At 61.9% G+C, this 24,471-nt stretch carries 19 protein-coding genes; 5 read left to right on the top strand and 14 right to left on the bottom strand.

Going from position 1 to position 24,471, the window contains the following annotated elements; genetic code table 11:
• Nucleotides 1–423 carry a hypothetical protein gene (locus HY17_RS18265; RefSeq protein ID WP_051600308.1) on the bottom strand — a complete coding sequence of 141 codons (423 nt, stop codon included), beginning with the start codon at nucleotides 421–423 and terminating at the stop codon, nucleotides 1–3.
• A 175-nt stretch (nucleotides 424–598) separates the two neighbouring features.
• Between HY17_RS18265 and HY17_RS18260 the strand changes: the two genes are divergently transcribed.
• From HY17_RS18260 to HY17_RS18250, 3 genes are all read left to right on the top strand, one after another.
• Entirely contained in the window at nucleotides 599–832 is a 234-nt protein-coding gene (locus HY17_RS18260) for a hypothetical protein (protein ID WP_197020311.1), read from the top strand.
• A 92-nt stretch (nucleotides 833–924) separates the two neighbouring features.
• Nucleotides 925–2,517, top strand: coding sequence for a lysine--tRNA ligase (locus HY17_RS18255; protein ID WP_034769378.1), 1,593 nt, complete (start codon nucleotides 925–927; stop codon nucleotides 2,515–2,517).
• A 72-nt stretch (nucleotides 2,518–2,589) separates the two neighbouring features.
• Entirely contained in the window at nucleotides 2,590–2,916 is a 327-nt protein-coding gene (locus tag HY17_RS18250; protein ID WP_034769377.1) for a hypothetical protein, read from the top strand.
• A 15-nt stretch (nucleotides 2,917–2,931) separates the two neighbouring features.
• Here the strand turns inward: HY17_RS18250 and HY17_RS18245 are convergent, their stop codons facing one another.
• A complete protein-coding gene (locus tag HY17_RS18245; protein WP_034769375.1) occupies nucleotides 2,932–4,251 on the bottom strand; it encodes a serpin family protein in 1,320 nt (439 codons plus the stop codon).
• Nucleotides 4,252–4,307: 56 nt separating this feature from the next.
• Nucleotides 4,308–7,766 carry an indolepyruvate ferredoxin oxidoreductase family protein gene (locus HY17_RS18240; protein WP_034769373.1) on the bottom strand — a complete coding sequence of 1,153 codons (3,459 nt, stop codon included), beginning with the start codon at nucleotides 7,764–7,766 and terminating at the stop codon, nucleotides 4,308–4,310.
• A 127-nt stretch (nucleotides 7,767–7,893) separates the two neighbouring features.
• Here HY17_RS18240 and HY17_RS18235 point away from each other — a divergent pair, with 127 nt between their 5' ends.
• Nucleotides 7,894–8,379: an Lrp/AsnC family transcriptional regulator gene (locus tag HY17_RS18235; protein ID WP_034769371.1), complete on the top strand. Its 486-nt coding sequence runs from the start codon at nucleotides 7,894–7,896 to the stop codon at nucleotides 8,377–8,379.
• A 13-nt stretch (nucleotides 8,380–8,392) separates the two neighbouring features.
• Here HY17_RS18235 and HY17_RS18230 read toward each other — a convergent pair whose 3' ends face one another.
• The 7 genes from HY17_RS18230 to HY17_RS18200 form a co-directional block, all read right to left on the bottom strand.
• Nucleotides 8,393–8,851 carry a GNAT family N-acetyltransferase gene (locus HY17_RS18230; RefSeq protein WP_034769368.1) on the bottom strand — a complete coding sequence of 153 codons (459 nt, stop codon included), beginning with the start codon at nucleotides 8,849–8,851 and terminating at the stop codon, nucleotides 8,393–8,395.
• A gap of 82 nt (nucleotides 8,852–8,933) precedes the next feature.
• Nucleotides 8,934–10,115 (bottom strand): thiolase family protein, encoded by a 1,182-nt coding sequence (locus HY17_RS18225; RefSeq protein WP_034769366.1) that lies wholly within the window; start codon nucleotides 10,113–10,115, stop codon nucleotides 8,934–8,936.
• A gap of 196 nt (nucleotides 10,116–10,311) precedes the next feature.
• Nucleotides 10,312–10,668, bottom strand: a complete 357-nt coding sequence (locus tag HY17_RS18220) for a hypothetical protein (RefSeq protein ID WP_034769364.1) — start codon at nucleotides 10,666–10,668, stop codon at nucleotides 10,312–10,314.
• A 146-nt stretch (nucleotides 10,669–10,814) separates the two neighbouring features.
• The gene (locus tag HY17_RS18215; RefSeq protein WP_034769362.1) at nucleotides 10,815–13,001 is read right to left on the bottom strand and encodes a M13 family metallopeptidase; all 2,187 of its coding nucleotides are present in this window, start codon (nucleotides 12,999–13,001) and stop codon (nucleotides 10,815–10,817) included.
• Nucleotides 13,002–13,078: 77 nt separating this feature from the next.
• Entirely contained in the window at nucleotides 13,079–16,300 is a 3,222-nt protein-coding gene (locus HY17_RS18210; protein WP_034769361.1) for an efflux RND transporter permease subunit, read from the bottom strand.
• On the bottom strand, nucleotides 16,297–17,568 hold the full coding sequence (locus HY17_RS18205; RefSeq protein WP_034769359.1) for an efflux RND transporter periplasmic adaptor subunit: 1,272 nt from the start codon (nucleotides 17,566–17,568) through the stop codon (nucleotides 16,297–16,299). The genes HY17_RS18210 and HY17_RS18205 overlap by 4 nt, the downstream gene beginning before the upstream one ends.
• 18 nt (nucleotides 17,569–17,586) lie before the next feature.
• A complete protein-coding gene (locus HY17_RS18200) occupies nucleotides 17,587–19,041 on the bottom strand; it encodes an efflux transporter outer membrane subunit (RefSeq protein ID WP_065382704.1) in 1,455 nt (484 codons plus the stop codon).
• Nucleotides 19,042–19,252: 211 nt separating this feature from the next.
• On the opposite strand from HY17_RS18200, the gene HY17_RS18195 reads away from it, so the two are divergent.
• Nucleotides 19,253–20,650 carry an ATP-binding protein gene (locus tag HY17_RS18195; RefSeq protein WP_051600307.1) on the top strand — a complete coding sequence of 466 codons (1,398 nt, stop codon included), beginning with the start codon at nucleotides 19,253–19,255 and terminating at the stop codon, nucleotides 20,648–20,650.
• A 10-nt stretch (nucleotides 20,651–20,660) separates the two neighbouring features.
• Here the strand turns inward: HY17_RS18195 and HY17_RS18190 are convergent, their stop codons facing one another.
• From HY17_RS18190 to HY17_RS18175, 4 genes are all read right to left on the bottom strand, one after another.
• A complete protein-coding gene (locus tag HY17_RS18190; protein ID WP_034769358.1) occupies nucleotides 20,661–20,963 on the bottom strand; it encodes a hypothetical protein in 303 nt (100 codons plus the stop codon).
• A 144-nt stretch (nucleotides 20,964–21,107) separates the two neighbouring features.
• Complete coding sequence (locus HY17_RS18185) at nucleotides 21,108–21,917, bottom strand: copper resistance protein B (protein ID WP_034769357.1); 810 nt, start codon at nucleotides 21,915–21,917, stop codon at nucleotides 21,108–21,110.
• A complete protein-coding gene (locus HY17_RS18180; protein WP_034769356.1) occupies nucleotides 21,917–23,881 on the bottom strand; it encodes a copper resistance system multicopper oxidase in 1,965 nt (654 codons plus the stop codon). The genes HY17_RS18185 and HY17_RS18180 overlap by 1 nt, the downstream gene beginning before the upstream one ends.
• A gap of 76 nt (nucleotides 23,882–23,957) precedes the next feature.
• Nucleotides 23,958–24,356, bottom strand: a complete 399-nt coding sequence (locus HY17_RS18175; RefSeq protein WP_034769353.1) for a hypothetical protein — start codon at nucleotides 24,354–24,356, stop codon at nucleotides 23,958–23,960.
• Nucleotides 24,357–24,471 lie beyond the last annotated feature (115 nt).

The following is a 24,471-nucleotide window of genomic DNA, read 5'->3' as shown; positions in this document are numbered from 1 at the left end:
TTAAACGCCTCTGCGGAACAGGAAGATCTGGAAGGCGTATTCCGCGATCTGGCTGGCCATCAGCGCGCCGAAGATGATGTGGAACAGGAGGTTTCCGTCATGCAGCCAGCTGAAATGCCAGAGGCCTGCGACGGCGCCCACGGCCAGGACATAGCCCGACCAGTGCCCCGCCTTGTCGAGGATCGCCCGTTCGCGCTCGTCGGCTGGCGCTTCGGCTTCCTTTCCGGCGCTGCTGGCGATGATCACGTTGACGAGGATGGAGGCCAGTATGACCAGAATGATGTAGCCGATCACGAACCGCATGTTCGGCGCAGCCGTCTCGCCCAGCGCCTCAGACAGGCCGATGACCCGCTGGAAATACCAGATCCCGGCAGCAATCAGGATGGCGCCCATGGCCCAGGCGGTTTTCTCACGGAATGACATTGTGCGTCCCTTTCGATGTCAAAAATATCTTACACACCATGTAGTAAAACATTTTTGACATGTCAAAAATTTCTTACACGAATTTTCGCGCCGGGAATCCACTCCGGCGGGTTAGTGTTTGAGCAAAGGGAGGTTCCGTCCTAGGCTGAAGGTCCTGAAAAGGAGGGAGGAATACATGTCCAACGATGCTGCAGCCGGCACAATGATGATTGTGGTCGGTGTCGTTTATCTGGCGATGATTATCCTGTTTATCGTCGCCTACTGGAAAATCTGGAGCAAGGCGGGGTTCAACGGAGCCTGGTCGCTGCTCATGCTGGTACCACTGGTCAATCTGATCGCTTTTCTGTATCTGGCCTTTGCCGAGTGGCCCATTCACAAGCGTCTCGCCAACCCGAGCACGTTTAACTGAGGCCAGACACCAAACCGCTTTACCGGTAGCCGGCGTTCGCAAGACGCGACCGTCGGCTTCCTTTATTTGCCCACCGGGAGACCCAGACCGAAATGACCGATTTCTCCATCCTCGCCGAATCCGCCAAGGCATGGCCCTTCGAGCTGGCGCGGAAACTCAAACAGCGTGTTGAGCAGCAGGAGAAAGCCGGCCAGCGAAAGCCTGGTGAACCTGTGATCTTCGAAACGGGCTACGGCCCGTCCGGTCTGCCGCACATCGGCACGTTCGGCGAAGTCGTGCGCACGACCATGGTGCGTCATGCCTTTGAAGTGCTGACGAAGGGCGAGATCCCGACGCGCCTGATCTGCGTCTCAGACGACATGGACGGCATGCGCAAGGTGCCGCCGACCGTGCCGAACCCGGAGAAGCTGGAACCTTATCTCCAGATGCCACTGACCGCGGTGCCGGACCCGTTCGGCACGCATGAAAGCTATGGCAAGCACATGAATGCGCGCCTGCGCGCCTTCCTCGACCAGTTCGGCTTCGAGTACGAATTCCTGTCGGCAACCGATTGCTACAAGTCCGGCCGCTTCGACGAGATGCTGCTGCGCTCGGCGGAGAAGTATCAGGATATCATGGACGTGATGCTGCCGACGCTGGGCGAGGAACGCCGGGCGACCTACAGCCCGTTCCTGCCGATCCATCCGGAAACCGGACATGTCCTCTATGTGCCGATGAAGTCCGTCGACGGTACGAAGGGCACGATCACGTTCGACGACGAGAGCGGCAAGGAATTCACGCTGCCGGTCACCGGCGGGCATGTGAAGATGCAGTGGAAACCGGATTTCGGCATGCGCTGGGCCGCCCTTGGCGTGGACTTCGAGATGTTCGGCAAGGACCATCAGGCCAACGCGCCGATCTATTCGAAGATCACGAAGATCCTCGGCAAGCGTCCGCCGGAACAGTACGTCTACGAGATGTTCCTCGACGAAAAAGGCGAGAAGATCTCCAAGACCAAGGGCAATGGCATCTCGGTCGAGGACTGGCTGAAATATGCGCCCGACGAGAGCCTCAGCCTCTTCCAGTTCCAGAAGCCTCGCGTGGCGAAGAAGCTCTATTTCGACGTCATCCCGAAAGCGGTCGACGAATACCTGACCTTCCTGGAGAAATATCCGGACGAGGACCCGGCCCGGCAGATCGAAAACCCGGTCTGGCACATCCACAATGGCAATCCGCCGAAAGTGGACATGCCGGTCAGCTTCGCGCTGCTGCTGAACCTCGTTGCTGTGGCGAATGCCGAAGACAAGGCCCAGCTCTGGGGCTTCATCACGCAATACGCGCCCGAGGCTTCGCCTGAGACGCATCCGCTGCTGGATGAACTCGCTGGCTATGCGATGCGCTACTACACGGATTTCATCCTGCCGCAGAAGACCTATCGCGCCCCGACGGAGCAGGAGCGCACGGCCATGGAAGACCTGTCAGCTCATCTCAAGGCCTTCGCAGACGAGCCGACCTCGGAGAATTTGCAGACGCTGACCTTCACTATCGGCAAGGATCACCACTTCGAGAATCTGCGCGACTGGTTCAAGGCGCTCTACGAAGTGCTGCTGGGGCAGGAGCAGGGGCCGCGCTTCGGCAGCTTCGCCGCGCTCTATGGCAAGGACAACACCGCCCGCCTCATCGACGAGACTCTGGCGCGCGGCTGAGACTTGCGGCGTCGTAAGGTGCCCTCAACATTTGCCTGATCTAGTCTCCCCCGTGAAACGGGGAGACCAGACATGCGCATCATCCGGGCCATCCTGATTGCGGCCGTCTTCATCTTTGCCCCGGCCTGTGCTGCCTCCAGGGTTGTAACCGCGCCGGTCGGCTTTGCGGTCGACGTCGTGGGCGTCGCGGGCAAGGGCGTCGTCTGGGTCGGCGGAACGGCGGTACGCGTGACCGGCGATGCGCTGGACGGGCCGGACGAGCATGTCCGTCTCGACGTGACCTACAAGAACGGCAAGCACACCCGCAAAACCATCAAGAAGAAGAACCTTGAGCGCGAGCTGAAAAAGCTCGGCAAGAAAGGCAAGATCGTCGACGTCGAAGTCTCGCCTGCCGACTGATCCCCCTGGCGGATCCTATTCTTCAACCGGCGGCGGTGTCTCCACCCGGCCCATGAACATCACGGTGCCCGTCGGCTTGTGGCGCAGTGCGATCAGGAACGGATGGTCCGCGCGGAACTCGACCGGCTCCTCATCCGGAATGAAGATCGCTGTGCGTTCCATGACGATCGCCGTGGCCGCAGCCGCTTCGGTGCCTTTCTCGTCAATGTCGAGGAAGGTCTTGTGCAGCACCTTACTGATCACAAGGTCGCCGGGGCCGGCCCCTTCGATCAGGCGGGAGAAGTTCGCCGCGCCGGTGAAGGCATCGCCGAGGCCGAGCGCGATCAGCGGATCGTTCAGCTCATAATCGGCTTCGATGGAGACTTTCGGCAGCACGAGATGCACACGCCTTCCCTCAGTGGTGTCCATGTCCGACAGGAGCGTGGTGAAGCTCTCCGGCGTCATGGCCGAGGTAACGCCCGGTAGTCCGTCCTGCGCATCGGGCAGGATCACGGTGAGGGCATAGTCATTTCCGGCATAGTCGAGATCGAGTGCGGCATAGCCGTCGCGGGACAGGTAGCGGGCCTTCTTCAGCGTCTGGCTCATCAGGCGCGCGGTGATCTCACCTGAGGGCGAATAGAACGTTCCGTCCTGTGTCGCCTCCGCCTTGAACGGGCTTTTCCAGTCGGCCTTGAACCAGACCGCATTGGTCAGGATCAGTTCGGTCAGGCCGGGGCGGATCGCGCTTGGCGGGATCAGATCTTGGATCTTGTTGTTCGTATGGTCTTCGACCCAGCTGTTGATCAGCTTTGCGGCAGCGGCCGGCTGGGTGAAGTCCACAAGCGCGACCTTTGCTTTCATAATGCCTTCGACGGCGTCGCGGTAAGGCGCCTGAAAGGTCGACCCTTCGCGTAGCCAGGCGGCATTCGCCACGGTCAGCTTGGTTGTCTCCGTGTCCGCCGCGACCGCATTGTTCAGTACGTTCTGGGTCGCGGCAAACGCGTCCGTCGGGACACCGTCATAGCCGAACAGGCTCGCCATCTGCGACGCAGTTTCCCCCGCCGCGCCGGGATAGAGCAGGGCGAACGCCTCGCTGATCGAGGCAGGCGAGACGAAGATGTTGCCGGGCTCGCCGTCCAGCGTGTCATAGAGCGACCAAGCAAAGAGATTATTGCCTTGGGCGAGGGGCGCGGTGGCTTCCAGAGGCACAGTAACAGGCACGGGCGACGGCTCCTCTTCAGGCGCGGTGCTGGTGTCCGCCGGCGCAGGCGCTTCCGGTTCTGGCGCCGCGGCTGGCTGCTGGCATGCGCCAAGAACGGCAAAGGCGGTGAGCGCGGGAACAATCGAACGGCGCATGGGAATCCTCCATAGGGTCTTTCGTTGACCCTATCACTCTTGTGGGGAGTCCGTGACTATTCTGCGGCGATCAGCGTTGTTTTTGCTGTGGGCAACTTGCCTTCCGGCCAGCCTTTCCAGAGCTCTGCTTCCGTCACCTTCGCAGCCTGCAAGGCGGCATCCTTCACATGACCGAAGCCGCGAATGTCATCCGGCACGCGGGCAATGGCGATGGCCAGCTCGAGGTTCTTCTCCGTCAGCTCGGACGTGATGCGCGCCAATCCGGCGATATAATCATCGCGCAGCTTGCGCTCATGCTGGCGTTCCTCGGTATAGCCGAAGAAATCGAACCGCGTACCGCGCAGGCCCTTGAACTTCGCCAGCAGTTTGAAGCCCAGCATCATCCATTGGCCGAAATGCTTCTTCTGCAGGTGGCCGTGCGAATCCTTTTTCGCGATCATCGGCGCCGCGAGCCAGAAGCGCAGCTTGCCGCCCTTGAACTGGCTGGCGAGCTGCTCGGCGAATTTTCCGTCCGTGTAGAGACGGGCGACTTCGTATTCGTCCTTGTAGGCCATGACCTTGTAGGCATAGAAGGCCGCGGCACGGGTCAGCTTCTCATCACGGCTGACGGCTTTCTCAGCCTTGCGTACCTGTTCGACGATCTCGCGGTAGCGGCCTGCATAGGCGGCGTTCTGGTAGGCCGTCAGGCGCGCGGCGCGATCTTCAATCAGTTCCTCTAGCGTCTGCTCCGGTACATCACCGCGCGGATCCTGCTGACGGATCAGGCGGTCCGGGTCTGCTGCAGCGATCCGACCGATATTGAAGGCGGCCATGTTATCATCGACCTTGGTGCCGTTCAGGCGGATGGCGCGGTAGAGCGCGCGCAACGAGACGGGCAGGCGCCCCTTCTGCCAGGCAAAGCCTGCCATGATCATGTTGGTGTAGATCGCGTCATGCAGATAGCCGACGGCGAGCGCTTCGGCATCGAAGGCGCTGAACTCGCTTGCCTGCCGCTTGACGCGGGCAGAGAGAAGATCGCTCTCGAAGCGCTTGGAGCGGTTGCGGATGAACTCGCTGGTCGGGGTCACGTCGCTGTTGGCATAGGCCGCGGTGCGGTCCGCATCCATCAGGTTCAACGCATCGCCGCCGGCGGCCACGACCAGGTCGCAGGCGATGACGACATCGGCGCTGGCGGGCGGCACACGGCCGGTCGAGATCTGTTCCGGCTCGCGCGCGAAGCGGATGTGGGAGAGGACCGGGCCGCCCTTCTGAGCAAGGCCGGTCATGTCGAGGCTGGAGGCGGCATGGCCGTCCACATGCGCGGCCATGGCAAGCACGGCGGCCACCGTCGTCACGCCAGTACCGCCGACGCCGGTGAACAGCACGTTGTAAGGCTGGGCAAGACTCGGCGTTTCGGGCAGGGGCAGGCCGTCGGCGCTGAAGGCCGGGCGTTCCTGGTCTTCCCAGGCCGGTTCGCCATCGGTGATGGTGACAAAACTCGGGCAGAAACCCTTCAGGCAGGAGAGGTCCGTATTGCAGGTGGACTGATTGATCCGGCGCTTGCGGCCAAGATCGGTTTCGACGGGCTCCACCGAGAGACAGTTCGACTTCACCGAACAATCCCCGCAGCCTTCGCAGACCTCGGTATTGATAATGACGCGCGTGCGGTCCGGGGCGCGCAGGCCGCGCTTGGAACGGCGGCGTTTCTCGGTTGCACAGATCTGGTCATAGATGATGACGGACACGCCGGGCGTGTCGCGCAGGGTCAGCTGTACGTCTTCCAGATCGTCGCGGTCATAGATCTTCACGCCGCCGGGCAGGCCTTTGACGTTCGCGTAGCGGGTCGTGTCTTCGGTGACGATAACGATGGTGCGCACGCCTTCGGCGCGAACCTGCTGGGCGATCTGGGCCGGGGTCTGACCGGATTCCACATGCTGTCCGCCGGTCATGGCGACGGCGTCATTGTAGAGGATCTTGTAGGTCATGTTCGCGCCGGAGGTGACGGCGGCGCGGATGGCGAGGCTGCCCGAATGGGAATAGGTGCCGTCGCCTAGATTGACGAAAACATGCGGCTCGTCGGTCGCCCAGTGTTGGCCGACCCAGGCGATGCCTTCGCCGCCCATCTGGCTTGTCATGTCGGTGTGGCGGTCCGGCATGAAGTTCGCCATATAGTGGCAGCCAATGCCGGCCAGCGCGCGGGACCCTTCCGGCACGACGGTGGAGGTGTTGTGCGGACACCCCGAGCAGAAATGCGGGGTGCGGACGGTCGGGGAGGCATTGGTGCGCGCGGCTTCACCGGCGCGGCCAACGCGGTCAAAATAGGCAGTAGCGCGGGATGTGTCCCAGCCTTCCGGAATCACTTCCATCAAGGCAGCGGCCATTTCCGGGATCGTGATCGAGGCAATGTCGGACAGGAGGCGATTGCCGTCCCGGTCATGCTTGCCTTCGATGAAGGGGCGTTGATTGTCAGGCAGGCGGTAGAGGACCGAGCGCAGCTGGTCTTCGATCAGCGGGCGCTTGTGCTCGATGACGAGCACGCGTTCGAGGCCTGTGCAGAACTCGCGGATACGCTGCGGCTCAAGCGGCCACGGCATGGCGACCTTGTAAATGGCAAGCCCGAGGCGGCCGGCCTCCTGCGGATCGATACCGAGCGCGGCAAGCGCCTCGAACACGTCGCGCGCAGCCTGTCCGGTCACGACGATACCGACGCGCGGCTTTGGCGATGGCAGGATCACATGGTCCAGCCGGTTCGCGCGAACATAGGCCTGCGCCGCCGGGATCTTTATCTGCCGCAGGCGCTGTTCTTTCAACAGCGGGGCATCGCCGCGGCGCATATGCACGCCTTCTTCAGGCAGGGCAAAGTCCGGTTGGACGATCGTGAAGCGGTCGAGGCCGACCTGGACGACAGAGCCGGAATCCATTGTATCGGCAAGCGCCACCATGCCGGCCCAGGTGCCGGAGAAGCGGCTCATCTCCCAGCCATGGATGCCATAGTCCAGCACGTCCTGGATCGAGGCCGGGTTCAGCACCGGAATCTCGGCGTCCATCATCGCGAATTCGGACTGCGAGGGCAGGGTGGAGGATTTGCAATTGTGGTCGTCACCGACAATGGCGAGGACGCCGCCAAGTGCGGACGAGCCTGCGGCATTGGCATGCTTGAACACGTCGCCCGTCCGGTCGACGCCCGGCGCCTTGCCGTACCAGATGCCGAACAAGCCATCATATTTTGCGCCCGGGAACAGGCCGAGCTGCTGGCTGCCCCAGACGGCGGTGGCGCCGAGGTCTTCGTTCAGGCCTTCCCAGAATTTGATGTCATGCTCGTCCAGCCATTTCTGCGCGGCGCGCAGCTGCTGGTCATAACCACCAAGGGGAGACCCACGATATCCGGATATAAATCCGGCCGTGTTCACATTATTGCGCAGATCCAGGCGTTTTCGATCAAGAGGCAGGCGGACCAGTGCCTGAATACCAGTCATATACGCCTTGCCCTCGACAAGATCGTATTTGTCGTTCAGCGTAACTTCACGATGATGCATGGGTAATCTGTCCGCTCCAAGGAACTGGAAGATTATTCGACAAAATTCACGAAAAAGCTTGCCTTTCTTGCGCCAATTTTGGTAGATAGGGGCAAATCATGCCCAAATCTGCGAGGAAATTAGAAAATTGGCCCAAGAAATAGACTCAGTTGATGCCAAGATTCTTGACATCATCCAGCGGGACGCAGGGCTTTCCGTTGCGGAAATCGCCGATCGCGTGGGACTTTCTTCCTCGCCGTGCTGGCGCCGGATCAAACGGATGGAAGAAGCCGGTTTCATCCGCGGACGTGTCACGATTCTCGACAATTTTGCGCTTGGGCTGAATTTCGAAGTGATCGCCAGCGTGAAGCTCGCCCTGCCGAACCGGGAGAACCTTCAGGCGTTCGAGGACATGGTGCTTGCCTGGCCGGAAGTGACCGAGGTCATGACGGTGACGGGGCAGGTGGACTACATGATCCATGTCGTGACGACCGACATGCATGCCTATGACAATTTCCTGCGCGACAAGCTGCTCGGGTCGGCGCTCGTCTCCGATGTGCAGTCGCGCATTGTGATCCGCGTGGCAAAGCGCACGACGGCCCTGCCGCTCGACCTCGTCGAAAACGTCAAGTAATGCGCCTGGCCGGTCAGGCCAGGTCGAGATGCAGGAATTGATTGAAGTCGCTGCCGACATAATCGGCAAAAGCGTCTCCACTCCGGAATCCGTGCTTGCGGTATAGCGCGAGCGCCGGCTCGAAAGCCTCGCCCGAGCCGGTTTCCAGGCTGACCCGCCGGTAGCCGCGCTGGCGCGCCAGATCCAGAAGTGCTTCCAGCATCGCGGTCGCGGCCCCCCGGCGCAGACTGTCTCTCCGTGTGCGCATGGATTTCAGTTCGCCGTGATGGGCGGCCAGTTCTTTCATCGCGCCGATCGCGAGCAAGATCTCGCCGTCCCATACGGACAGGAAGGTCACATCCGGCCGCTGCAGGCCGCTCAGATCCAATGCGAAGCTGTGGCCGGGCGGAGACGTCTCTGCCATGCCCTGCAGGTGCTGGCGCAGGAGTTCCCGGATTTGCGGGTCGTCGAAGTCGCCGAGTTTGATATTCATTCAGGCTCCGAATGCAAACGGGCCCGGGAGTGATCCCGGGCCCGTTCAGATCTAGATCATGTTGTGTCGTCAGGCGAGGCGCTTATGCGCGCTCGAGGCACATGGCGATGCCTTCACCGCCGCCGATGCAGAGCGAGGCCACGCCCTTCTTGGCGCCGCGGTCTTCCATGGCGGCCAGAAGCGTAACGATCACGCGGGCGCCGGACGCACCGATCGGGTGACCCATGGCGCAAGCGCCGCCGTTCACGTTCACTTTATCGTGGCTGATGCCGAGTTCCTTCATGGCGATCATCGGAACAACCGCAAAGGCTTCGTTGACTTCCCAGAGTTCGACTTCGTCGACGCCCCAGCCTGCCTTGGCGAGCGCCTTCTGCATGGCCGGCACCGGAGCGGTCGTGAAGTATTCCGGCTCATGGGCGTGGCTGGAAGACGAGACGATCGTGGCGATCGGCTTCAGGCCGCGCTTTTCAGCTTCGGACTTCTTCATCAGGACGAGCGCGGCAGCGCCGTCGGAGATAGCCGAAGCGTTGGCGGCGGTCACGGTGCCGTCCTTCGAGAAGGCCGGGCGCAGATCCGGGATTTTCTCCGGTTTGGCTTCACGCGGCAGCTGGTCGACGTCGACCACCGTCTCGCCCTTGCGGGTCTTCACGGTGACCGGCGCGATCTCGCGCTTGAACTTGCCGGATGCCGTGGCCTCCTGCGCGCGCTTCAGCGTTTCGATGGCGTACGCATCCTGCTGTTCGCGGGTGAACTGGTACTCACCGGCGATCTTGTCGGCGAACAGGCCCATCGGGCCTTTGGAATAGGCATCGGACAGGCCGTCGAGGGCCATGTGGTCTTCTGCAGCCATCGTGCCGTACTTGTGGCCCTTGCGGGCATTGATCAGGTGCGGGGCGTTGGTCATGGATTCCATGCCACCCGCGATCACGATGTCGGCGTCGCCGGCGAGAATGGCGTTGCGGCCCATCACAGCGGCCTGCATGCCGGAGCCACACATCTTGTTGATGGTGACAGCTTCCAGGCCCTTATCCTGTCCAGCCTTGAAACCAGCCTGACGGGCCGGAGCCTGGCCCTGGCCGGCGGGCAGGCAGTTGCCCATAATGATTTCATTGGCGTCGCCCGGTGCGAGGCCGGCCTCTTTCACCGCGGCTTCGACGGCGATGGCGCCAAGCTCATTCGCGCTGAAACCGGCGAGGTCTCCGAGAAGGCCACCCATCGGGGTGCGGGCCATGCCAACGATTACGACCGGATCCTGGTCAGCCATGTGCGTCTCCTTGCTGCAACTGCGTGCTGTCTTACTTCGGATGGCACAAAGCGCCTGACAAGGGGGCACGTCAAGCCCGACAAAAGGTCAGAAGAGGTGCGGCAAACTGGGGCAGGGGCAAAAGAGTACCGAAAAGCAACTCAGAATTCAGGGAGAACCGCCGATCTGGGAGCCCTGATCGCGCGTGAAACCGTGATCAGACCTGCAGGGCAAGCCCGGCTTCAGACCCCTGTTGCCAGACAACCCGGGCCGGTCCCTCAAGACCGACAGCGCCAGCATAGAGATAAACCGAGGGGGGCAGGCTCTCATTGGTCGGGAAGCGCAGACGAACACCTTTGCTCGTATAGTCCAGGACGATGCCTTTGCGGCGATAGCCGGAATCGTAGGCGACGGCGGCTTCACGGTACACTTTGGCCCGTTCGGCGCGGCTCATGTTCTGATGATCTGCGCGGGAGGCGATCGACGTCACCGAGTTCTGGAGCGTACGCTGAATCCGTCCCAGATCGGGACCGTCAGGTTTTTTTGTCCCAAAGAGGCGCGGTTTCATACTCATGGCGTAGTCTAGCGCTCCAATCGCTAACGAACTCCACCCAAGTCGCAAAATATGGGCCGAAACCCTTAATATCCTATTGAGCACAAATGCAAGAGGCGGCGCTAACTGTAGCGCCGCCTCCAGATCACACGATTTTCAATTCCGGATTACCAGATATGGATGCGTTCTTCCGGCGGGAGGTAGAGCGCGTCTTCAGGCTGGATATCGAACGCATCGTACCATGCGTCCAGGTTCCGGACGACGCCATTGACGCGGAAGCCGGGCGGAGAGTGCGGGTCCGTCAGCATTTGCTGGCGGGTCGCCTCTTCACGGTACTTCGATCTCCAGACCTGGGCCCATGCCATGAAGAAGCGCTGGTCGCCGGTCAGCCCGTCGATCACCGGGGCTTCCTTGCCATTCAGCGACATCTTGTAAGCCCGGTAGGCGAGGGAGAGGCCGCCGAGGTCGCCGATGTTCTCGCCGAGGGTCAGACGGCCGTTCACGCAGGTCTCACCGTCGTCGAGCGGGCAGTAGGACGAGTACTGCTTGGCCAGGGCATCGCCCAGCTGGCGGAAGGCAGCGAGGTCTTCTTCTGTCCACCAGTTTTTGAGAACGCCTTCGCCATTATACTTGGCGCCCTGGTCGTCAAACCCATGACCCATTTCGTGCCCGATGACGCCGCCGATGGCACCATAGTTCACGGCCGGGTCGGCCGAGACGTTGAAGAAAGGCGGCTGCAGGATGGCAGCCGGGAACACGATCTCGTTGAAGGACGGGTTGTAGTAGGCGTTGATCGTCTGCGGGGTCATGAACCACCGCGTGCGGTCCACGGGCTGGCCGAGATCTGCAAGATTGTCCTCGGTTGCCCATTTCTGCGCTGCGATGGCGTTGTCGAGCGCATTGTTGCCCACCACGAGCGTGTCATAGGTCTCGAACTCGTCCGGATAGCCGATCTTCGGCGTGAAGGCGTCGAGCTTCGCTTCGGCCTTTACCTTGGTCGCCTCGCTCATCCAGCCGAGGTCTTCGAGGTTTGCGGCCATGGCCTTGCGGAGGTTGGCGACAAGATCGTCCATCGCCGCCTTGTTCTCCGGCGGGAAGTAGCGCTCGACAAATACTTTGCCGATGGCTTCGCCGAGCGTGCCTTGGGTTGCCTGGACGGCCCGCTTCCAGCGCTCGCGCTGTTCCGGCTGGCCGCGCAGGGCGGTGCCGTAGAAAGCGAAGTCGGCGTCATCGATCTCCTTGGGCAGCACGCTGGCAAAGTCCGACAGGAAGTGCGCGGTGAGATAGGCTTTCCAGGTATCGAGCGGCGTTTCGCTGACAACTTCGAACATTGCCGGGAACCCGCCGCCGAGTTTGGCTACATCTTCACCGGAGATACCGGCGGCCTCCAGTTCTTCCGGCGTGGGCGGAACTTCTGCAACGAGGAATTCACTCTCGCCGCCGATACCCATCGTGTCGAGCGCACGGACGAGCGGGAAGTCGCCTGCCATCGCGACGAGTTCATCCTTGCTCACCTTGTTGTAGGTGATCTCCGGATTGCGGGCGAGGGCGCGATCCCAATCAGTTTTGGCAATCTCAGTTTCGAGATCCAGCACCTTTTGCGCTTCTCCGGCAGCTTCTTCATAGCCGGCCTTTTCAAGCATGAAGGTGAGCAGGTCGAGATATTTGGCGCGAAGCTCTACCGACTTGTCATCCGTCTTCAGATAATAATCGCGATCCGGCAGGCCGAGGCCGCTGATGCGCATCTGGAAGATGTTCGTGTCCGGGTCTTTGTCGTCGGCGAAGACGAAACCGCCAATCGGCGCGCTGAACCCGGGCGTCGCAAACAGGGCCGCGAGGTCGTCCTGCGATTGAATCGCGTTGATCTTGTCGAGATAGGGCTGCGCTGGCGCAAGGCCGGCGGCATTGATGGCATCGGTGTCGAGATAGGCGTTGTAATAGGCGCCGATCTTGCCTTCCGGCGTATCAATGGCCGGCTTTTGTGCGGCAAGGTCGTCGATGATTTTGCGGACGCGCTGTTCGGACTTCTCAGCCAGCAGGTCGAACGAGCCGTAGCGCGAACGGTCTGACGGGATCTGGAAGGAATCCAGCCACTTGCCATTGGTCCACGCGTAAAAGTCATTGCCTGGTTTGACATTGGTGTCCTGGACGCTGAGGTCGATCCCCCAGCTGCCCCAATAGTCCGGAGCCGAGAGCAAAAGGCCTTCGCTGGTTTCATACTTTCCGTCCGCATTGGCGACCGGCGGCGTGGTTTCTACGACAGCGACCTTGTCGCCTTCTGCAGGCGCGGACGCCTTGGGGGTACACCCGGCCAGCAACGCAATGGCTGCTGTGCCCAACAGAAGATGTTTCATCCTGAGTTTCTCCTTACTCAAATCCCATGCCCCCCGCAGCGCGCGAGGGGCATGCCCTGTGGTTGTTTGTTAGCAAATCATTCCGCCGGTGCCATAGGCGGACTGCCACTCCCTCCGCTCGTGCCGATCAATTCTTCCTCGTCGATCGTGACATGACCGGAGTATCCGTCGCCAATGTGCCGGAAGGGCTGGCCGCCCCAGGTCCAGGCGAAGATCCGTTTGACTTCAGCGCCGATGACATAAAGCGCCGGCACCAGGAACAGTGAGATAAAGATCGCAAACCCGACGGCTGACCCAAGCGCCACCAGCATCGGCTTCAGGAACTGGGCCTGTACGGACCGCTGTGATAGCAGAGGCAGGATCCCGACCATGGTGGTCAGCGATGTCAGCAGGATTGGGCGGAAGCGCGACACGCCAGCGTCGACCAGCGCCTGAACGGCGCCTGCGCCTTCCTCCCGGCGTTTGTTGACATAGTCGATCAGCACAAGGTTGTCGTTGATGACGACCCCCGCGGCCGCAGCGATCCCGAAGAAGGAGAACAGTGCCATCGGTGTGTCGAAGAACCAGAGGCCGAAAAGCGCGCCTGCATAGGCGAAGGGCAGAGCCATCATCAAAAGTACAGGCTGGGCATATGAGCGGAAGGCAATCGCCAGCAGAATGTACATCGCACCGATGGCGATCAGGGTCAGCCGGCCGATTTCGTTCATGAACTGGTTTTCTTCCTCGAAGCCGCCGGCCTCGCCGCGTTTTACGTCCGGGAACTGTTTCTGGAATTCCGGCCAGAAGTTCGCTTCCATGTCTGCCATGATTTCTCCGCGGCCGCCTTCGCCCTTCACTTCGGCAAAGACATAGACCGAGCGCATCCGGTCGCGCCGCTGAATGCGGTTGATGCCGGGGGCGTAGGAGAAGTCGGCCACTTGTGTCACCGGAATTTCGCGGCCATCCAACGTGCGTACACGGAGAGAGTTCAGGCTGTCCAGGTTCTCGCGTGCCGATTCCGGCAGCCGCACCATGACCCGGACATCTTCGCCCTCACGAGGCAGGCGCTGGACTTCCTCACCATAATAGGCCTGGCGCAGCTGGCGAGAGACATCGGCCAGCGTCACCCCGAGAGTTTCGGCGCCGGGCTTCATGGTGATCCGGATCTCGTCGGCCGCCGAAGACAGGTTGTCGCCGATATCATAGACATTGGCATAGGTCGCCAGTTGCGCCTTCACGACATCGGCAGCATCGCGCAGATGATCGAGGTTCTGGTTGCTGAGGGCAAAGCGCACACCCGTGTCACTGTCATTGAAGGTGAAGGCGAAATTGATCTCTTCGGCATCCTGGATTTCGCCGACATTGGTCCGCAGGATTTCCGCGAGGTCCTTGGACCGGATCGTGTCCGGGCGGTCTTCAGGGGCAGCGAGGCCGATAAAGGCGCGCACATTCGTGCCATAGGCAATCACCGACGCATCCCGGATCAGGCCGTCCTTGATTTCGGGATGCTCGTCCTTCGTTTGCTGTTCGCTCTTTTCGATCCCGGCCTGAAGCTGGTCGCGGACCTGGATGAGACGCTCATATGGCGTACCGTCCGGCATTTCGATCTGCACCTGGATCAGGTCAGCCTCAATCTCGGGCATGAACTGGAACGGCACGAACTTCATGCTGGACAGGCTGAAGGCCAGGTAGAACAGGCAGAAGAAGAAGGCTGTTGTCGCGTACCGGAACTTCAGCGCGAATTCGAGCATCGGCTTGTAGATGTTGTTGGCAAACCAGAGCAGGCTGTCGGCGATCCGTCGCTGGACCTTCATGAAGGCACCGCTGGCACCGTCGAAGCTCTGCTTCTTCATGTGCGACAGGTGCGCCGGCAGGATCAGCATACACTCGACGATGGAGAAGAAGAGGGCGGCCACAACCACGAAGGTGATCTGTTGCGTGAACTGCCTTTCCGGTCCGCTGAGGAATGCCCAGGGAAGGAAGGCAATGATCGTGGTCAACACGCCGAATATGATCGGCTTCAGAACCATCTGGGTTCCGACAATTGCAGCGTCCAGGCCTTCGCGCCGGCCGCTTTCGACTTCCTTGTGAATATTCTCCCCCACAACAATGGCATCGTCCACGATCACCCCGATCACCAGCAGCACGGCAAAGGTGGAGAGGATGTTCCAGGACACACCCAGATAGGGGAGGATCAGGATACCGCCGCCGAACGCGGTCATGATGCCGACCGTGACCCAGAGGGCCACCGTCGGGCGGAGGAACAGCAAAAGCACGATCAGCACCAGCACCGCGCCCTGCAGTGCAGACGACGTGATCAGGTGCATGCGGTCGTTGAACGCCTCGGAATCGTCCCAGAGGATATCGATCTTCACGCCTTGGGGCAGGATTCCGTTTCTGGGGTCATTGGCACGTTCCACATAATCCCGGAAGCCTTGGGTGTAGTTCACCACGTCCATCTTGTCCGGCGCCCGGATCATGACGAAGGCCGTCGGTTCACCGCCATAAAGCGCACTGAACTTGTCCGACACGAACCCGTCGATGACCTCGGCAACATCCTCGACACGGACCGTGCCTTGTTCGGTGGTCTGGCGGATGATGATATTGTTGAATTGGTCTGCTGTATCTGCCAGCTGGCGGGTCGTGATCGAAACGTCACCAGTTGAGGATTCGATCCGTCCGCCGGACGAGTTCAGCGAAGACTGCCGGATGGCATTGGCCACATCGCCGAAGCTGAGGCCGAAACGGCGCAGGGATTCCTCGGTGACCTCAATGTTCACCTGTTCGTCCAGTGTACCCTGCAGTTCGGCAAGCTCGCCGCCGGGCAGTTGGGCAATGTCATCGCGTACCCGGTCGCCGAGGCGTTTCAGCTCCCGGCCATCGACCTTGCCGTGAACAGCGAGCCCCATGAACTGGTCGCGCTGTTCCCAGCGCCGCACCTGTGGCTGGAAGGCGGCTTGCGGCAGGTTATTGATCTGGTCGACCCGAAGCTTCACTTCGTCCAGAAACTGCATCATGTCGATGTCGTTCTGGCCTTCGATATTGACCGAACCGAACCCTTCAGAAGACGTCGACGTAATACGCTTCACGCCGTCGAGGTCGGCCACGGCTTCCTCGATCCGCGTCACGATCTGCTCTTCGATGTCCTGCGGCGAAGCGCCAGGCCAGGCCATCGAAACGGTTGCGCCGTTAAACGTTCCGACCGGGAACATTTCCCGTTCCATCGCGGTGTATCCGAAGACACCCCCGACGAAACAGACGATCATGAGAAGGTTCGCGGCAACGGCATTGCGGGCGAACCAGGCGACGATCCCGTTCATTCGGAGGCTCCTTTGGCGCTGGTCAGGCGCATGGCTGTTTCCTCAACTTCTTCCCCGTCCGGCGTGTCTTCCACCGGTTCGTAGGTCTTGATGGTGCCGTCTGGCAGACGCTCCATCACGGTAATGTTCATGCCGTCAAAGGCAGCCTGGATCGGGGACGTGATGGCGAACTCCCCCGCGTCGATGCCGGTGCGGACATAGGCGCCGTGCGGATCTGAGTAGATCAGGTCGACCGTGCGGATCGACAGCGTGCCCTTTTTGGTATCACCAATGAAAATCCGGTCGCCCCCGCGCAGGGAGGCGCGCGGCGCAATCAGGACGTCCGGTATGGTGTCGCCGTGGATCACGGCATTGACGAACAGGCCGGGCGCCATCGGCGCACCGCCATCGGCACCTTTGCCATACGGGTCTTTCAGTTCGGCGATCACGTTGATCTGGCGGGTCTGGGAATTGACCGCGGCAGCCGTCCGGACGACTTCGCCGGTCCAGTGCCTTTCGACACCGCCGACCGTGGCCGAGAAGTCGACCTTCGGTCCGGGCTGCTGGTCGCTTGCGGCGAAGGCGAGCGGTAGGCCGAGGCGGCCCATTTCCTCGTCGTCCAGCGGCAGTGAAACTTCGACGACGTCATTGGCGAAAATGCGTCCCAGCGACTGGCCGGTGGCGACGACCTGGCCGATATCGACATCGCGTTCCCACACCCGGCCGGCGAAGGGGGCGTAGACCGCAGTGCGTTCCAGCGCGAGCTCGGCATCCTTCAGCTGTGCCTTGGCTGCGTCGAGGGCGGCACGAGCCTGGGCCAGTTGCGGTTCGCGGCGGGCCAGCGGGGAGACATCGGAAATGCCGAGGTCCTCGATATCCTGCTGCGCCAGCTCGGCTTCTGCGATTTCACGGGTCAGGCCCTGCTCGGCAGAGGCCACGCCGGAACGGGCGCGCACCACGGCCAGTTCATAGTCAGCCGCTTCGACACGAACCAGCAGCTGGCCCTGCTTGATGAAGCCGCCATCGATGAAGTCAGGCGAGACATAGGCGATACGTCCGGAGATCTGCGGGGCCACCACGATTTCGCGGCGCGGGCGCACTTCGCCCTGCGCTTCGACCGTGATTTCAAGATCGCCGCGGCGAACCTTTTCGGCAAAGACATTGAGACCGATGCGCGCCTCTTCAGCCTTCTCGGGTTCCGGCTTGAGGTTCTGCAGGACGACGGTTCCGCCGACGCCAAGGACGGCAATGATTGCGATGGGGGCAGCGATGGCGATGATACGGGCCATGGATGGAACTCCTGGGGCTTATTCTGCGGCGGCTTCGGTGGGCGTCGTTTCGGTCGTGGCGGTCTGGACCGGGAGGCCACCGCCGAGGGCGATGTGGTAGGAAATACGGTTGGTGGCGCGGCTGGCGCGAACAGAGATCAGCTGGCTCTCTGCGGTCAATCGCCGGGTCTGGGCGTCGATCAGGTTGAAGATCGTCAGTGTACCGCTGGTCGTGTACTTGCGAAGGGCAAGGTCTTCGGCCAGCCGGGCTTCTTCCAGTGCCCGGGCCTGGGCTTCTTCCTGATCGGCAAGATACATGTCCGCTGCGACGGCATTTTCGACTTCGCCCCAGGCCGACAGCGCGGCGCTGGCATAGTTGGCGACAGCGGCTTCTGCCTGCGCCACGGCAGCATCACGCTGGGCATCGAGGCGTCCGCCTTTGAAGATCGGCGCAATGAGGTTCGCGACGAGGCGGGCTGCGATCAGTTCCGGGTCGAACGCGTCGGCGAGGTCGCTTTCGCTGGTCGATGCGCTAGCCGACAGGACGAAGGACGGCAGCATGGCCAGCCGGGCGGTCTCGGCACGCATGCCGGCGGCTTCGATCCGGGCTTCGGACGCTGCGATGTCCGGCCGGCGCGACAGCAGAAGGGCAGGGTTGCCTTCCGGCTGCAGTGGGCCGAGGGCGGGCAGTTCAGCTGACGCGGCAATCTCGGCGGCCGGATAACGGCCGAGCAGGATTTCGAGCCGGCGGGCAGCTTCGCCGGTAATCTGGCGACGCGTTGCGATCGCGGCTTCCGCATTCGCCAGGGCCGAGCGGGCGGTCCGCACGTCGAGCGCATCAACCAGGCCGCGCTGGAAGCGGCGCTCGGTCAGCAGGCGCACGCGGTCGCGCGCATCATAAGTCAGTTCGGCCACGCGTTCCTGGGCCATTGCCTCGTTCAGGTTGATCCAGGCGATGGCCGTCTGGGCCGCCAGCGACAGTTCCGCTGCGGCCAGATCGGCCTCGGACGCGGCATAGTCTGCCTCTGCTGCGTTCACGGATGCGCCGATGCGGCCCCACAGGTCCAGCTCCCAGCTGGCGTCGAGCCCGACACCATAGATTTCGCTGTCGATCCGGTCAGTGCCGGTTGCCGTCTTCACGCCGGTCGACGTGGCGCCGGCAGACACCGAAGCATCGAGGCTCGGCCGGCCAGCCGAGCGTGCTGTTCGGGTGGCCGCTTCAGCGGCGCGCATCGTGGCCGCGCGGGATTTCAGGCTCGGATTGTTCTCGAGCGCTTCCGACACCAGCGACAGCATCACCGGGTCGTTGAACTGACTCAGCCAGTCGCCTTTGGGCGCCTTTCCAGTGACACCGCTTGCCATCCATTCGGCGGGTGCATCGGGTGCTTGCGCAAAGAAATCAACGCGTTCGCCTGCCAGACCGCCAAGATTTGCCGGAGAAGAGGCGCACGCTGCAAGAAATGCCGTGCCCGCGAAGAGGATTGATCGTTTCATGCCTTAGGCATTGCTCCTGTCTGTATATGCAGCGAATTACGCGCGCTCTATTCGACTGTCAACGAGAAATTATCGATTTTCAATAATTACATGCAGGTAAAGGGCTTACTTTGGGGAAGGCTTGTACGGATGCGGGGCTTGGCATCTTCACGCTGTCGCGATAGCGCCTAAAACCTACGTGTGTGTGGAAGGGATCCCACAGGGAAACCGCATGACTGAAGCGCTGGCTACACCCCCCCAGAAGGGCGCCGAACGCGGCGTACGGCGTGCAACCACGTTGCGTGTCCGTGACTTTGTCGTGCTCATATCGTGTTTCGCGGCCGTGCTGGTCCTGCTGCTCGCGACAGGGTCCATCGGTTTCATCGAGGCAGCCGCCGCCCTGATCGCAGCCGGAGCGGTGGCCTGGGCCTATTATGTTGGCTCGGCAACGGTCCTGCCGGCGTCGTCTGTGACGGATGGCGCAGCGGACAGTATCGTGCCCGGACCTTCGGCGGCATCCATTCCGCTCAAGGCGCTGCCGCTGCCCGCATTTGAAATCGATCTGGACGAGCGGATCGTGGCTTTCAATGCCGAGGCGGAAGACATTCTGCGTCTCGACAACCGGGTCCGGCCGCGTGCGTCGACGGTCATCCGGTCACCGGCCCTGCTGTCTGCGATCGACAAGGCCATTCACACCAGGGTTGACGCGCCATTGGCCGTGGAAGTCGATGCCGGCCCGAACGAAACCTGGCGCGCGCATGTCTCACGTCCGCTGGATGGTGGCCGCGTGCTGATCGTGCTGGAAGACCTGACGCCGCTGCGCCGGGCCGCCCGGGCACGGTCCGATTTCATCGCCAATGCCAGCCACGAACTGCGCACGCCGCTGACGGCACTGTCGGGTTTCATCGAAACCATGCGCGGCCCGGCAAAGGATGATCCGGATAGCTGGGGCCGGTTTCTGGACATCATGGCGGTCGAGTCCGAGCGCATGTCCCGCCTGATTTCAGACCTCTTGTCCCTGTCGCGCATCGAGTCTTCCGAACAGGTCGCGCCGCGCGACCAGGTCGACATGCAGGACGTGATGGCCTCAGGTGCGGCCGCGCTGGAAGGTCTCGCCGATGAACGCAATGTCCATCTGGAAGTCTCTGGCATCGACACGCCGCTGCCCGTTATCGGTAACCGGGACGAGCTGATCCAGGTGGTCGAGAACCTGATTTCCAACGCGATCAAATACTGCCGCAAGGATGGCAAGGTGCGGGTTACTTACGGCTTCGCCGCCGACACGGTCGAGGCGCGTGCGAAAGCCGGGCAGGCCTGGGACGACAGTGAGCGGATGACGCTGTTGCAGTCGGTCAACCGGCCGGGGCCGGGCGAACCGGCGATCTGGGTCAGGGTGGAAGACGAGGGCCCGGGGATCGAACGCCAGCACCTGCCGCGTCTGGGCGAGCGCTTTTACCGGACGGACCAGAGCCGGGGCGGCAAGATCACCGGCACCGGACTGGGGCTTGCCATCGTGAAACACATCATGGCGCACCATCGCGGCGGCATGGCGGTGGAAACGGTGATGGAGAAGGGGTCAGCCTTCGGGGTCTGGCTGCCGGCGATGCGCCGCAAGCCGGACGAAGCCTAGGACGGCCCGATCAGTCTGCTGTCGCCGACCGGTGATGCGCGTCGAACCAGTCAGTCATCAGGTCGCCCGGCATGCGGCCGAGGTCCCGGTACCAGCCCGGCAGGTTCTGCAGCATTTCAGCTGTATCGCCCCAGCGGCGCAGGTTCACGTCGGCGGCGGCATGGAAGGCATCGCGCAGGCGGTTCTCGTCCATTGTCTCAAGGCCGCCCACTCCTGTCAGGCCGGCGAGGCTTTTCTGCATGACCAGCGTGGTTTCGAGCGTGGCAGCGGCAACAGACAGCGTCGCGCGCCAAGGCATGAGCCAATATTCCATCAGTCCTGTATCCCTTTTCTGACTTGGACAGTACGCCTCTATGCTGCATTGCACAACAAGACTCATGCCATAGGCGATGCAGAACCCTTTAATTCAAGGGAATCAAAGGGTTCTGTGTTGTGGGATCGGCCTGGAATGGCCGGGTCAGTACCAGGTTCGGACGCCGATGACGAAGCGTGTGTCGTCGGCGTCCCCGCCGCTGGCCTCGATCCGGTCTGCTGTTCCGCCGAAGGCGCTCTGGTATTCGACGCCGATATAGGGGGCGAATTCCCGGCGGATTTCGTAACGCAGGCGCAAACCGGCCTGCAGATCGGTCAGGCCTGAGCCAAGCTCCCGTTCCGGAATGTCCTGTGCCGAGAAATTCACCTCCAGCCGGGGCTGGAGGATCAGCCGATTGGTCAGCAGGAGTTCGTATTCGGCTTCGAAGCTGGCGGTCAGGTCGCCTGACTCGCTCAGGAAGGCGGCGCCGTCCACTTCGAACCAGTAGGGGGCGAGCCCCTGGACGCCCAGTACGGCATGGGCCTGTCCCTTTGGTTCGAAATCGTAGCGTACACCGGTCTGAAGGTCGAAGTAGCGCGATATCGCGCGGGACCAGAGCAGCTGGACTTCGGCTTCTTCCAGGTCGTTTTCCTCGAAGGAATACTCTCCCTCGGTTTTCAGCCAGATCTTGTTGATGTCGCCGCCATACCAGGCGTCGGCATCCCAGACACCGGTGGTTTCCCCGTCAGACGACTGAGCTTCCAGCCGGTCAAACCGGACCATGGCAAATGGCGAGCCGCCGGAATGGGCCTGCACATGCGCGCGGGCCGCGTCCATTTCGGCCGGGTCGAAATAAGCGTCGGCCTGCGACCAGGGCTTTTCCTCCGGAGAGGTGCTGTGATGGTCATGCGTCTGGGCCGAAGCGCCGGCAGCAAAGGCGAGCGCGGCGAATGCGGAAAGGAGCGTCCTCTGCATCACTTCATCTCCCCGTGCTTGTCATGGCCCATGGCAGAATGATCCATCATGTCATGATCCATCGGCATTTCGTGCTCCATGGGCATGTCATGGCCCATCATTTCATGGTCCATGTGCTCATGATCCATCGGCGTCTTGTCCGTGGACGGCAGGACGGAAACGACCTGCATCATGCCGGCATGCATGTGGTAAAGCAGGTGGCAGTGGAACGCCCAGTCGCCGACATGGTCTGCCGAGACATCGAAGGAGAGCTTCTCGCCCGGTTTCACGATCACCGTGTGCTTGCGGGGCTTATGGTCGCCGCCGCCATTGACGAGTTCGAAGAACATGCCGTGCAGATGGATCGGGTGCGGCATCATCGTATTGTTGATCAGCGTCACCCGCAGGCGCTCGCCTTCATGGAAGATGATGGGCTCCGTCACTTCGGAGAACTTCACCCCGTCGAAACTCCACATGTAGCGTTCCATGTTGGAGGTGAGGTGGATCTCCATCTCGCGGCCCGGCGGGCGCAGGTCCGGATTGCGGGTCAGGCTGCGCAGCTGGGAATAACGCATTACGCGGTGGCCCACGTCTTCAAGGCCGATGCCCGGCTCGTCGAGACGGCTCATCGGCATCATGGCGACATTTGCGACACCGGGGCCGCGTTTGATGGTTTTCTTCTCCACCGGCCAGCCGGCATCCTCAGCCATGCCGTGTGCGGAATGATCCATGGCCATATCGCCCATCTCATGGCCACTCATGTCGTGGCCTTCATGACCGGACATTTCCATTCCGCTCATGTCATGGCCCATTGTGGCGTGGTCCATTTCCGAATGGTCCATCTCGCTCATGTCCATGCTGCCATGATCCATGCCCATGTCCTTCATGGTCAGCGTCGGCACGGCCCGCAGGGCAGGGGCCTCGGCGCGCATGCCGGGTTGCGGACCGAAGGTCGCGACCGCCTGTCCGGACCGGTCGATGCTCTCCGCGACAAAGGCATAGGCATGCTCGTCCTTCGGCTCGATGATGACATCATAGGTTTCGGCGACGCCCATCTGGAACTCGTCGACCTCCAGCGGCTGCACGTTCAGGCCGTCGGCGGCGACAATGGTCATCGGCAGGCCCGGCAGGCGCACATTAAAGATCGTCATCGCCGAGGCATTGATGATGCGCAAGCGCACGCGCTCGCCCTTTTTGAACACGCCGTTCCAGTTGTCGGCGGTCGAATGGCCGTTGATCAGATAGTGATAGGTCGCGCCGGTCACATCGGCGATATCTCGCGGCGACATCCGCATCTGGCCCCACATGGCGCGCTCGTTCCAGGCGGCGCCGAGGCCGCGCGCCTGCGCGTCCTTCAGGAAGTCGCCCACGGTGCGCTGCTGGTAATTGTAGGCATCGCTCATCTTCTTCAGCTTTGCGAAGATCCGGTACGGGCTCTCGAAGCTCCAGTCGGAGAGGACCAGCACATATTCCCGGTCATAGGCGACCGGGTCGTGATGATGCGGATCGATGATGATCGGCCCGTAGTGCCCTTCCTGCTCCTGCAGGCCGGAATGGGAATGGTACCAATAGGTGCCCGATTGCGGCACGGCATATTTGTACGTGAACGTCTCGCCCGGCCGGATACCGGGGAAGGTGACGCCCGGCACGCCGTCCATCTGGAACGGCACGAGAAGGCCATGCCAGTGAATGCTGGTGTCCACGTCCAGCGTGTTGGTCACATTGAGCGTGATTTCGTCGCCTTCGCGGAAACGGATCAGCGGCGCGGGCAGCGTGCCGTTGACGCCGACGGCTTCGCCGGCACGTCCGTCGATCCGCACGGGGAAGCGCCCGACGGAAAGATTGAACTCCGTGGCGGTCTCCCTGGGGAGGCCGGTATTGCCGTCACTGGCGCTGCGGGCCCAGGCCGGCAACAAGGCGGCGGGCAGCATGGACGAAAGCCCCATCAGGGCGCTGCCCTGCAGGAAATGACGTCGATTGAACATGGGAATGATCCTTCTGAATTGAGGGGGAAACGGCATTGGCGGCGGGCGCGCAAAGGCGCGGCCCACCGGGCCGGTCTCAATTCAGGAGGCGGGTTTTCAACTGGAGCGGCGTCAGCCGAGGCGGGCCGGACGCTTCGTAGAGCGTGTATTTCGGCGGCCGCATGGGGGGCGCCGAGACCCTGAATGCCTCGGACGGCAGGAAGACCGCCGGGGCCGTGCTGACAGGCAGCAGGGGAGTGGCCATCGCCTGCGGGGCCTTGGCGATCAGGTCATAGTCAGCATTGCAATGCGGGCAGGCCGATTTGTCATGATGCGGTGTCTGGGTTTCATCGCAGGCATGCCCGGCTGGCATGCTGTGCGCCATTTCCATTGCGGCCGGTGCCTGTTCCTGCGGCGCATCACAGGCGCAAAGCGCCTGCTGGGCAGCGAAGAACAGGGCCAGGCCTGCCAGGAAGAAGGATCTCAGAATGACCATGCTCACTGCCTGCGGGGCTCCCGGCTGGCCGGGAGCGCGTTCCGGACCAGATAAGCACCCTCCGGGACGTTTTCAAAATAACTTTGCTGTGGAGGCGTTGCCGGGCGGGTAGGAC

Source organism: Hyphomonas sp. CY54-11-8 (assembly GCF_000682735.1).
Classification (GTDB): domain Bacteria; phylum Pseudomonadota; class Alphaproteobacteria; order Caulobacterales; family Hyphomonadaceae; genus Hyphomonas.
This window is presented reverse-complemented; position numbering and strand designations above follow the sequence as displayed.